This window comes from Arcicella sp. GW458-12-2-14-TSB2 (assembly GCF_059423785.1).
This window is the reverse complement of record NZ_JBWKYN010000178.1, coordinates 1-12398: the sequence shown is the minus strand read 5'-3', so window position 1 is coordinate 12398 and position 12398 is coordinate 1. Positions and strand designations below refer to the sequence as shown.

The 12398-nt window shown below is 34.9% G+C and carries 11 protein-coding genes; 2 read left to right on the top strand and 9 right to left on the bottom strand.

The window, feature by feature from the left end:
- Positions 1 to 49: 49 nt before the first annotated feature.
- From AC07XN_RS20025 to AC07XN_RS19990, 8 genes are all read right to left on the bottom strand, one after another.
- Positions 50 to 1150 (bottom strand): hypothetical protein, encoded by a 1101-nt coding sequence (locus tag AC07XN_RS20025; RefSeq protein WP_494744321.1) that lies wholly within the window; start codon positions 1148 to 1150, stop codon positions 50 to 52.
- 39 nt (positions 1151 to 1189) lie between these two features.
- A complete protein-coding gene (locus AC07XN_RS20020; RefSeq protein WP_309912679.1) occupies positions 1190 to 1699 on the bottom strand; it encodes a DUF1905 domain-containing protein in 510 nt (169 codons plus the stop codon).
- A gap of 159 nt (positions 1700 to 1858) precedes the next feature.
- On the bottom strand, positions 1859 to 4876 hold the full coding sequence (locus AC07XN_RS20015; protein WP_494744320.1) for a hypothetical protein: 3018 nt from the start codon (positions 4874 to 4876) through the stop codon (positions 1859 to 1861).
- A gap of 215 nt (positions 4877 to 5091) precedes the next feature.
- The gene (gene lpcA / locus AC07XN_RS20010; RefSeq protein ID WP_494744319.1) at positions 5092 to 5667 is read right to left on the bottom strand and encodes a D-sedoheptulose 7-phosphate isomerase; all 576 of its coding nucleotides are present in this window, start codon (positions 5665 to 5667) and stop codon (positions 5092 to 5094) included.
- Between the two features lie 129 nt (positions 5668 to 5796).
- Positions 5797 to 6576 carry a TPM domain-containing protein gene (locus AC07XN_RS20005; RefSeq protein WP_494744318.1) on the bottom strand — a complete coding sequence of 260 codons (780 nt, stop codon included), beginning with the start codon at positions 6574 to 6576 and terminating at the stop codon, positions 5797 to 5799.
- Positions 6577 to 6622: 46 nt separating this feature from the next.
- Entirely contained in the window at positions 6623 to 7057 is a 435-nt protein-coding gene (locus AC07XN_RS20000) for a TPM domain-containing protein (protein WP_309912689.1), read from the bottom strand.
- Between the two features lie 274 nt (positions 7058 to 7331).
- Positions 7332 to 7919, bottom strand: a complete 588-nt coding sequence (locus AC07XN_RS19995; RefSeq protein WP_309912691.1) for a LemA family protein — start codon at positions 7917 to 7919, stop codon at positions 7332 to 7334.
- A gap of 156 nt (positions 7920 to 8075) precedes the next feature.
- Entirely contained in the window at positions 8076 to 9479 is a 1404-nt protein-coding gene (locus AC07XN_RS19990) for a DASH family cryptochrome (protein WP_494744317.1), read from the bottom strand.
- Between the two features lie 294 nt (positions 9480 to 9773).
- Here AC07XN_RS19990 and AC07XN_RS19985 point away from each other — a divergent pair, with 294 nt between their 5' ends.
- Entirely contained in the window at positions 9774 to 10520 is a 747-nt protein-coding gene (locus AC07XN_RS19985) for a hypothetical protein (protein WP_494744316.1), read from the top strand.
- A gap of 148 nt (positions 10521 to 10668) precedes the next feature.
- Here AC07XN_RS19985 and AC07XN_RS19980 read toward each other — a convergent pair whose 3' ends face one another.
- Positions 10669 to 11385, bottom strand: a complete 717-nt coding sequence (locus tag AC07XN_RS19980; RefSeq protein WP_494744315.1) for a methyltransferase domain-containing protein — start codon at positions 11383 to 11385, stop codon at positions 10669 to 10671.
- A 119-nt stretch (positions 11386 to 11504) separates the two neighbouring features.
- On the opposite strand from AC07XN_RS19980, the gene AC07XN_RS19975 reads away from it, so the two are divergent.
- Positions 11505 to 12293 (top strand): SDR family oxidoreductase, encoded by a 789-nt coding sequence (locus tag AC07XN_RS19975; RefSeq protein ID WP_494744314.1) that lies wholly within the window; start codon positions 11505 to 11507, stop codon positions 12291 to 12293.
- Positions 12294 to 12398: the final 105 nt, after the last annotated feature.

The window sequence follows — 12398 nt, the reverse complement described above, 5'->3', positions numbered from 1 at the left end:
ATTTTATAAGAAAATGTTTTTCTAAAAAATAACTGCTTTTATTTTATTCCTATAATTGTTTTTTAGTTTTTGAGTGTCTGATTTTCTGCGTTTTTATATTTGCATAAAATGTATTTTTACTTGATTCAGTATCTATCATAAATTTAATCTCATCCTTTCTCATAGTTCCTTCAGCCTCTTCCATTTCATCAAAACTCACGCTATAAATCGATGTTGGATTTTGCTTATTAATGACCCATAAACTTGCTAATTCTTCATCAAGCAAATAGTAATTATTTGTTTTATTATCATAATACTTTGGTACAACATTACCTAATTCGTTATAGTAGCCTCTGTAAACAAATTTTTTCAATATCTTCCCAAATGGAGTCATTAAAACAGCATTAGCTTTTTTGATGGAATCATTATACTCTTTGATATCTAAAATACAGTTATCATTTATGAGTTTTGAACCAATCTGCCAAATTCTTTTATTATCAAAACGAATCACTTTACCATTTGAATGAATTACTTTATTACAGGTAAGTATAAAGTCTTGCTTGCTAGATATTTCAATAGCTCCATCCGAATCACCCCCACCATAATAATTATTGAATGATTTTTCTATAATTTCTCCTTTCCTATTCATCATAAAAAAACTCTGCTCTCCAACATCACTATCAGGAACCCAAAATTCTACAGTAAATATAAATGCATTAAATTTTGGAAGGAATCCAATGAATCTAGGAAGTATTGCATCACTTTCAGCCAATATCGAATTATCAGTAATTGCTTTAAAATCGCCTTTATTTAAAGTAGTTGTAAAAACAATTTTATTGTCTTTGTCTTTCAGACTAAATTTATAACGAGCGTCAAAGCCCTGAAAAAGCTCTTTGCTTGGAAGACTATCTTCATCTACATAATAACTTGTATATGAATACTTTTGTGTACTATCTAGTTCTGCTGATAGGCTTAAAATAAATTGTTGATTATCAATAAAAAGAGTCGTATCCTTATTGTGATTTTGAGGAAATAATAATTCTTGGTCTGTACCTTTAATAATTGTAGTACTATTTAAAGATGGTTTAGTTAAAGCCTTATGGCTAGATTTATCATCTTGGCAACCTATGAAAAAAGTAATTAGAATTAATAGTGTAAAAAAATGTCTCATAGTATTCGGGTGTATATTAAAAGTATTAAAAGCTATCTATTATTTCCCCAAGTCACGGAAATGTCTCAACATTTGCCCATAATCCATACCCATTGATAGGCTCTGGACTGTCATTGAAATGCGCTTTGTTTTGGTTTCAATAGTCTTGGCTGATTCTATCCATTTACTATAATAGAACTGATGACTTTTGGGCATGGCATGAAAAGCTTTTGAGGCTTTTTCGTCATCTTCTAGGCAAAGCAATAGCTCCGCATTGATCGTCAGTTCACTTTTATCTTCTTCTAAACTTACTTGAACTGTCGCTCCTTCAGTCTTTCGAATGCCCTTTCTAATGGTTGCATTAATTGGCAAAATAAAGTCACCCTCGCCCATTGGAATAAGTGCTGTCAATTTTATTGAAAAATTATCTATTTTCCCTTTTACTCTAAAGCTCACACGAGTATCTGCTTTAATCTGTTGAGCAATATCAGCAGGAATTTCAAAGTATGTCCAGCCAGTTTTCTCTCCTTTTTTGTCAAATTTTTGAAGCAATGCTGTGAAAGTAATCATTTTATTGGGTGATTTTTCTGAGTGATTGGTGATTAGACATAAGTATCAGTTGTGAATTGCGAGTGTTGAATTGTGAGTTGTCATTTGTCCTTGCCTAAAATAGGTTGCCTTGTTTAAGTAAAATTCTAATCACCAATCACTAATTACCAATCACTTAAACTAAACAGTATCTTTCTTCGCTGGCTTTATTTTGTTGAAAAGTCCATTTAATACACTTTTCTTTTGTTCCTCCAATAATTTTTTTGCCCTATCTGCTGCTAGTTTTTTGATACTATCAGCCGTAGCTTTTGCTTTGGCCTCCATGACATCTTTGTCTAAAATTACCTGCGACGGCAAACCATCTTTTTTGACATTTAGTTTTTCTAAGAGTTTATCTTTCTCCTCATTAATTTGTGCTTGTAAAGTAGCTTTTGCCACATCTTTTAATGAGTTAGCTGTGCTACTTCCATTGAAACCAAAAACTGGGTTTTTAAGGTTTCCACTCAATTGTAAATCGAATTTTACTCTGTCAGCTCCTTGTAAACTTTTGCCAGTCCATTTCTGAAATACATTCCCAAAAGCTTCTCCAATTTTACCTGAAGGCACATCCATCTGTAAATTATAATCCATTGAACCCGTCAGACCATGACGACCGCTAGCTGTTATTTTATAATCGTCAAACTTAATATCAAATGGCTTTACGGCAAACGTACCATCCTTTATTTCAAACTGCATCAACAAATTACTCAGCTTACTATTTTTCAAGTTCGCAATTTTGGTAGTTTCAATCAATTTTTGAACCAATGGATTACTCTCGGATATTGTTGCTTGTAATACTTTCATCAAACCATCTCCACTCAAAGTATTCAATTTAGGCATCATATCTTGCCCTAATTCTCCTCCAATTTGCATTTTAGAGGTTACATTACCAATTAAGTATTGAGCGACAGGCATCAAGTATTTTACAATATTCAAATGTTGATAAGCCTGCGCAATCTCTACGTTTTCAAGGTTCAATGCAAAGTCAAATAATGGATGCGCTAAATTTGAGGTATTATACGTACCACTAGTAGTAAATTTTCCACCCAACGATTGAAAAGCTACATTTTGCATTTTTACAGCACCATTCCCTACAACCAAAGCCCCTTTAATATTTTGCATTTTCATCAAACTGTACTGGGCTTCACCAATATCAGAATCTAGTACTAATTCAATGTTTTTAGGTATTTCAACTACTTGTAAAGGAGCAGATGTTCCAGCAGTACCTGCGGCAGGTTTAGGACTGTCAGTCATCCATTCATTTACATTGAACTTCTGCGATTTTACATTCATTTTCCCTTTTACAGTACCATTGTTTAAGGCATAGTCCATGTAATTGGTAAATGTCCCATCAGCAACAAAATCACTTGTTCCCAAAAAGCCCTTCGCATTAGTCACTTTGATAGCCGTTGGGGTAAAAGTCATGTCAGCTGAAGTAACTTTTACACCTTGTGGATATTCTTTTGATACAAATTCAAACCCTTGCATCGTGGCCTTTCCAGAAGTTGGTAAACTAGCATAACGTTTCGCCTTAACATCCGACATTTTCCCTTTGGTTTCAATATCTGCATCGATTTTGCCCTTCAAAGTCATATCCGTTAAAGGATATATTTTCGTAATCTTCGTTAAATCAATTTTACCTTTGGCTTTAATATCCCAATTATAATTCTCGAAGTTTTCTATCACACCATTAGCCGTAAAAGGTTCTCCATCTAATACCATCTTCAATTCAGTGATTGCCAAACGAGTAGATGCTAAAGCGGCGTTGGTATTTACTAAATTAGCTTTTACATTCAAGTCTTGAATAGGTTCTGGAAATTTATCAGACTTTATGTAGCCATTTACCAAACTCATTACTGCATTTACTTGTGGAAAAGCTTTGGTAAGGGTATCATAAGTACCTTTGGCCTTTAAATCCATGTTATATAAACCACGCATGGTCAAGCCTTTCATTGGGAATATCTGCCCTATTTGTTGTAAATCTATTTTAGCTACTACGTCAGCATCTACTTTAGATTTCCCTAAACCTTCTATCAAAGCACGAGCAGTAATTGGATTTTTACCCAAATTCAGGTTAAACTTTTTAATATCTAATACTGAATTATTGAGGTCGTTGGTAGTATTGCTTGCCTTAAAGTCAAGGTTAATTCCTGTAACCGCAGTAGGTAAATCGGGGTATTGAAACATGGCATTTTCTACCAATAAATTGAAGGCATAGGTAGGAAACGAAGTAGCATTCATGGTTCCTTTTACAAAACCATCGAATTTCATATTACCATCAGCATTAACATCTTTAAACTTGTCAGTATAGATATTAGGAACTAATGAGAGTAAATTTTTAAAGGTGTTTTCTGGTGAGCCATAGGTGATGTCCAATACAATATTTGAGGTGTCAGGCATGGCTACTGACCCATCAAAATTGAGGGTAAAATCATTGACTTTCCAAGTATTTTTCGTGAATGTATACTTATTTTTAGCTTGGTCGATATTAATCTTCATATCTGCCGACAACGTTTTTTCATGCAAATACTCCGTTCCTCCGTAGCTAATTGAGGCTTTTTCTATTTGAGTATTAGTCGTCAAATCATAGATTTCTGAGCCAATATTTCCCGAACCTTCATGAGAGATATTTTGAAGTAATACAAAGGTATTTTTTAATCTATCGTCATAGGTAATTTGCCCGTCTGTCAATTTCCACGAATCAATTTCTACATTAAAATTACTTTTAGTCTTTGTTTCTTCTTGCTGAACCTGTAGCGAGTCTGTTTTGTAGATATTATAATTGGCAGAGCCGTCGGGTAATACCTTAATCAGAATTTTGGGACTTTCAATAGCGATAGAATTAATGGCTACTTTGTCGCCAGAAATAATCGATTTAAAATCTGCCGCCAACGAAAACTCTTTCGCTTGAATCAACGTATCACTTGAAAATGGCGAATAGCCTACTACTCCGAAGTCTTTTAGGGAAATCGTTAAAGCAGGGAAATGCTTGAAAAAAGATAAGTCGAAATCGTTATAATAAACTTTTGCCTTTACTTTTTTCTGAATTTCTTCATTGACTTTCGCTTGGATAGTATCCTTAAAAAAGAAAGGAACAGCAAAAAGAATTACTGAAAATAAAGTAATAATCGATAAGAGAATAATTAAGACTTTTTTCATGGTGAAAGATTTTTAGACACAAGACAGAAGATTCAAGACATTTTAATTATAAGCAAGAATTCAACAGAAAAGACAATTTAGGAAGATTTATAATCTATATAAAACTTATTAAGCAATAATATTTAAACTCTTTTTGCAAAGAATTTATTCTTTAAGGTTTACTAAGATTTTTTTCTTGTATCTAGTCTAGCGTCTAGTTTCTTGCTTCTAGTATTCTAACCAATCACCAACTTTTCAATCAATAAAATCAAAATATGAATTACTTTGATGTGTACTTCTTGAATGCGGTCGGCGTAGCCGAAATGAGGCACTCTGATTTCTACATCAGCTTGACCATCTAATTTTCCTCCGTCTTTCCCAGTTAGTAATACAATTTTCATGCCTTTGGCTTTGGCGGCTTCTACGGCTTTAATAATATTAGCAGAGTTCCCACTTGTAGAAATTCCAAGTAAAACATCCCCTTTAATGCCTAAACCTTCTACAAAACGAGAAAAAATAAAATCGAATCCATAATCGTTGCCCACGCAAGAAATATGAGCAACATCTGAAATAGCAATCGCTGCTAATGAACGGCGGTCATTACGATAACGCCCTGACAATTCTTCGGCAAAGTGCATGGCATCACAATGTGAACCACCATTTCCACAAGAAATCACTTTATTTCCTGAACGAATGGCTTCTGCCATTATTTCGGCAGCCTGCTGAATATCAGCAAGATTCTTTGGATTTGCAATAAAACTTTGAAGTACTATTTGTGCTTCATTGAGTTCTTGGGCAATAATATCAATCACGAATTTTCTATTTTTATTTTACTACTCTTTCAAAATTACGAAACATTACTTGAAACTTCTTGTACTAGTCTACTAAATAGAAAAGGCCTCGCCGAAACGAAGCCTTTTGAATACATTTTTATTTTTTTCTTAATAGTCTCCGCCAGCACCACCACCGCCAAAATCACCACCACCAAAGCCACCAAAGTCGAAGCCACCTCCGCCACTATTATCAGAGTGTCCTCCACCAAAACCACCTCCAGTAAAAATAATTGGGCCACCCCAACCTCCACTGTTGAAGCCTCCGCCACCACCTCCGCCTCGTCTATTACGAGCTACGATGATAAGAACTACGATGACTAAGACAAAAACTATCGCTAAAAAACCAAAAGGACTTCCATCATCATCTTTGGGGTCGGCTTTGTATTCACCAGAAGCCCTTTTCATCATTTCGGTCGTAGCCTCATCCAAGCCCTGATACCATAAGCCAGCCTTGAAATTTGGAGATAGTATTTTATTGATAATTCTTTTGGAAATAGCATCTGTAATAGTCGCCTCTATGCCACGACCCGTCACGATTCTGATTTTACGGGTATCGGTAGCCCATAACAGCACCAGACCATTGTTTTTATCTTTCTGTCCTACGCCCCAATCTTTAGCAATTTTCATGGCAAAATCATAAGGGTCAGATTCTCCAGTATTTTTTACAATGACAATGGTTAGCTGTGTAGAGGTGGAATCGGCATACCCTCTAAGTTTTTGTTCTAATGATTCGCGTTCGGTACTACTTAAAATACCTGAGTAGTCATTAACCAATCTTTGTGGGCTTGGTTTAGCGGGTATATCCTGCGCGTACAACACAAAATGTACAGACAATAGTGATAAACTAAAGAATGTACAAAGTATATAATTTGAAAGTTTCTTAAACATCTTCATAAAAAAATCCCTTCCCTCTCCAGAAAAGGTTTGGGCTTATTTATCCAAACGAAATTTCGTCTGGTAATTCATTCGTGTCGTCTTTCTGATAAGGAAAATAATGTTTTAATTGCTCGCCAGCCAAGTGGATAGCCTTGGTAAATCCTTCGGTAAAAAGTCCTTGTAAGAAATGGCTTCTTAACAGTTCTTTTGTCGATTCCCAGAAGTCGTCAGGCACAACCTCATCAATCCCTTTATCGCCAATAACAGCAAATTTTCGATCTTCAATCGATAGGTAAAAAAGTACTCCATTGCGTTGGGCAGTCTTATCCATGCCAATAGCATGAAATACTTCGGCTGCTCTGTCTAACACATTAGGATTAGGACAATTCTTTTCGATATGTAATCGAATTTCACCAGAACTATTCAATTCTGCTGCCTGAATGGCCTTCACTATCTGTTCTTTTTGTACTTCATTAAAAAAGTTCTGAGGCATGATATTTAGTTAGTGAATGAGTGATTGAGTGAGTTGTGAATTAGTGAATGATTGAGAGGTTTACCACTGGAGTGATGAATTGGTGATTGTTTTTAATTAGTCATTGAGTGAACTAATGATTTTTATAAATATTAATTCACAATTCACTAACTCACAACTCACTAACTGAAAAATCACTAATTCGCTCAATCACTAACTCACTAAATAGCACAAGGCGAAAAGCGAAGATTGATATTGCTTCCTGCTTTTCGCCTTGTATTATTTCATCGAAAAACTATTTACTAAAATCAACCGTTGGCATCTTTGATGCACCTGCGTCAGCTTCGAAATAGCCTTTTGTTGTAAATCCAGAGAAGCTTGCAATTAAGCTATTCGGGAAAGTAACAATTTTATTGTTATAGCCTTTTACAGTATCATTAAAACGATCACGTTCCTCCTTGATACGGTTTTCTGTACCTTCTAATTGCGACTGTAATTCAGAGAAATTTTCAGTGGCTTTCAATTCAGGGTATTTCTCTGCTACAACCATTAAACGAGATAACGAGCCTGACAATTGGCTTTGAGCCTCTTGATATTTCTTCATATTTTCAGGTGTTAAATCCTTCGCATCTAATTTAATTTGTGTAGCACTTGCCCGTGCGTTAATAACATCGGTTAGTGTTTCTTTTTCAAATTTTGCTACCCCTTTTACTGTATTTACCAAAGTTGGAATCAAATCTGCACGACGTTGATAAGCAGTTTGAACTTTCGCCCAAGACGCTTCAACCTCCTGATTTTCTGTCGCCATGCCGTTTCTGACACCAATACCCCAGAATAACAATAATGCAGCAACGCCTAATCCAATAAGAAGTCCTTTTGACATAGTTTTAATTAATTAATGTGAATATGTAATGTAATATAGAAGCAAAATAATTATGCCATTGCGTATTACTGTTTCAAATGTAGATATTTTTTTAACGCTTAAACTACTTCTATGCTGAATATTTGATTTTTGAATGTGAACGGTTAAAATATCATTTCATTTATTTTTGATACTCCACTTTCTTACATCAATCATTGCCTTTGGATAGTCAGTTCCTACTTGTACTGAAAACTTTCTTTGTTCTTCCTGTGTCAACAAAGCTACTGAATGTACTTTTTCAGCAGGAATATTTGCTAAAACAGGTAACCAAAACTTTACATATTCGCCCTTTTCGTCGTAGTTGTGGGCTTGTTTCAGGATATTAAAATAGCGGTTTTCTCTTGGGTCATTGCCGACGCCTGCCACATACAGCCAATTGCCCCAATTAGAACAAACATCATAATCTATCAACTGGCTTTCAAACCATGCTGCTCCCCAACGCCAATCTATTTGTAAATCTTTGACCAGAAAACTTGCCACATTCTGTCGTCCTCTGTTCGACATATAACCCGTTGCCAATAGTTCTTTCATATTGGCATCAATCAACGGAACACCCGTTTCGCCCATTCGCCATTTTTCAAAAACACGCTTATCTTTTTTCCAAACTACGGCTTTGCCCTGAATGCCTTTTTCAAAAAAGATTTTATTGCCATATTTCAAAGCCACTAACCGGAAGTAATCTCGCCATAGTAATTCAAAAATCAACCAATAGGTAGAATCATTTTGAGTTCGTTCTAATTCATACTTTTTTACTTGCTCATAAATATATCTCGGCGAAATACATCCATTAGCTAACCAAAGCGAAAATTTAGAAGAATAATCTAAACCCAACATTCCATTTCGAGTTTCTTTATAAGTTTTCAGTAAGTCTTTTTGCCAAAAATATTCCTCTAATCTTTTAAGAGCCTCATCTTCCCCTCCTTTGTATGAATGTTGACTTGTTCTTGGGAAATTAAGCTTTGGCAATACACCAACCTCTACGTTTTCAGGAAAAGTAAGCTGTTTAGGAATCGGAAATGTACTTCTAACTTTAGTTGATTTTTCTACTTGATTTCTAAATTGTGTAAAAATATTGGGCAAATTTTCAATTTCTATGGGCAAATCATCTAAATGATAGAGCGTGGACTGCCAGAAAAATTTCATTTTGATACCTTCTTTTTTAAGCCCTAATTCGACCAAAGTATCCATGTTGGTTTCCTCTGAAGTAACTTCTTCCGAAACGAATACTTCGTCAATCAACAATTCTTTCGCCAATTTGGGGATAATATCTTCGGAATGTCCCACTCGAATAATTAAGTTTGAGCCAATACTTTGGAGATTTTTACGAAGGTTTTCGATAGATTCAAAAAGAAATTGAGTACGCAAATTGCCCGTTTTAGGAAAGCCCATTGCCAGTTCTTGAAAAATACTAGGGTCAAGTACATAAAGCGGAAATACTTGAGAAGTTTGTTGCGAGGCCTTGAACAAAGCCTCGTGGTCATGAACACGTAAATCATTACGAAACCAAAGGAGTATTTTCATAGAAAGCTTCGATTGAGAATTGAAATTGTTTTAACTAACCCCGAAAACAACATCCTGTAATTGTATATTCGTAGCTAAATTGTAACAACTAATAATCGGGCTTAAGGTTTAGAAAAAGAGTGAAAGCTAACTGGTTTTAGGCTCTCCTAAGACTTACAATAAAGAAGAGTGTCACGCTCTCAACTGGTGGATATTTGCATCTTGTTTAAAAAAAATAATTACTTTAGAATGCAAATCACGACAATACCAAAAGTACTGCATTTTTTTTGCAAGTAAGTTATAAGCCGTTTTAAGATGAAGACCTTGACAGTACTATTCGCCATAACATTTTTAACATTAACTGCAAAGGGACAATATCCTTTTGAAAAATATCCAGCTATTAAATACCGAGAATATAAGAACTGGAAATTTTATGATAAGACAGAAAAGGAAAACAAATTTCATTGTACGATGACAATTCCTAAATTCTTTGATAACCAAGATAATTTAACCATTCAACTCACAACTTTTGGGTATAATTATAATTCCTTCGTAAGAATTTATCGCAATAAAAAATTACTTCAAAAAAATTTCGAGCCAATGTTTTTCAATGATGTTAATATTTATAACCAATCCATTCGTGTTGCTGATATAAACGGCGATAATTTAAAAGACATTAAAATAATTGCTTGGTATATGGGTAATGGAACAGCATCAATGAATGTGCGAACTATATATCTCTTCCAAAATAAAGAAGGTCATTTCACAAAAATTTCCTTCTTTGACAAAGCTAGTGATGACAAACTAGAGAGAGACTTTGACGGAGATGGAAACTATGAAATTATCACGATGACATTGAAAAGATATGGGAGACACAATTACTGGCTTTTTAATCTTTTCAATTACCTTAATGGTGACCTCGTCAATGTAAATTCAAAAGACAATTATCCGATAATGATACAATACCTTAATCGTGAAAATTATAAAATAACTAAGAAAATAAGTAGGAGTAAAATGAAAGCCTTTACAATGAAGCTACCAGAGGAATATGACAAGAAATAGATGTTTAGTGATACTTATATCATAGAACATAGAACGAGTGAAACGCTAAGCTAAATAGGGTCTCCAAAATACTCATGACATGACTCATTCAGTTATTTTGAGCATAATCAACATTCTGTCAGTCATGCTATGAGTGAAAAAATGCTCTCTATCCCTCACAAAACAAAACCACTTCCCAACGAAAAGCCCATTTCCATTTAATAGAATAATTCGTAAAACCTGCTTGGCAGATGATGGTTGCTAAATCTGATTTTCGGAAGGCTCGCCAAACTGACAATTTAGCATCGTTTTTTACCAAGTATGATTTTAAGAATAATTTGGTAATCCAAGCAATAGAATGATAAGCAAACCAATGACGATGAATATCGTTAATCACAATGGCTAGGCGACTTTGTTGTTTGAGTTGCTTAAATAGTTTTATCAAACTTTCATTATCAAAATGATGACAAAACAGTGTCATCGTAACAATATCAAAGGAATGTTGCTGGAACTCTTCTGAAAAAATATTCTGATATAAGTACTGAATTTCGGGGAATTGAGTTGTCCTTTTTTTAGCAAATTCAATCATAAAATCGTTGGCATCAATCCCTATCAATTCAGCTTTTACCTGTTTCTTTTTTGCCCATTTTGCTATTACCATCAGCATATCGCCTCCACCACACCCCAAATCTGCTATTTTATAGGTAGGTTGTTGAGTAGTCAAATTGTTGAAGACAGTCTCAAGTCCACTAATCGTTACTTGATTACCCCCTAAATATTTATTGATGATAGCCAATTCCTCTAAATTCTGACGGAGGGCATCATTATCTAAATCTAAGTCGTCAATCAGTTCTTTTTCTGTACTTCTAAATGATAAATCTGGCATATCTTTGTTCGTAAATATTAGTTTAAGGTTTATGAGCTAAATGTTTATAAGGTTATAACACATAGAAGTATACATCAATTAAAGTAAAAATAGCTTAATATATTTAATTTTCTCCAATCATGAATTTAGATTTAACCCATAAAAATGCCATTGTTTGTGGCAGTACCCAAGGACTTGGTCGTGCTTCGGCCATCGAACTTGCACTGTTAGGTGCTAATGTAACTTTAGTAGCCCGTAACGAAACTACACTTAAGGAAACTCTTCAAAGCCTAGATAGTTCAAAAGGACAGCAACATTCTTATTTCGTAGCTGATTTTTCTAAACCTGATGAAGTAAAAGCGGGTATCGAAAAACACCTTGAAGCCAATCCAGTAGTTCATATATTGGTGAACAATACAGGAGGCCCAGCAGGTGGCGCTATCATAGATGCCAAGATTGAGGAATTTACACAAGCTTTTTCCAATCATTTAATTTGTAATCATATTTTGGTGCAAGCCTGTGTTCCAAGCATGAAATCAGCTGGTTTTGGTAGAATCATCAATGTCATTTCTACTTCGGTAAAACAACCCATCAATGGTTTAGGTGTATCCAATACTACTCGTGGAGCGGTAGCTTCATGGTCAAAAACCTTGGCAAATGAATTGGGACACTTTGGTATTACCGTGAATAATGTATTGCCAGGTTATACTAAAACGGCACGCTTAGATTTTGTAGTAAACTCACGAGCCAATTCAGCAGGATTAGAAAAAGAAGCGATGGAAAAGGTTTTTCAAGCAGATATTCCAGCAGGCAGATTTGGTGAGGCAGAAGAATTTGGTGCAGCTGTAGCATTTTTGTGTAGCCCAGCGGCAGCTTATATCAATGGCGTTAACTTGCCTGTAGATGGCGGGCGATTGAGCTGCATGTAAAGAGGAAAATGTCTCAAATAGAGAATTAGTATTCAAGCCTTATCACTAGCGAGGGACTTAAGTCCCTCGCTAGTGATAAGGCTTGAATAACAGATACTTACAAAC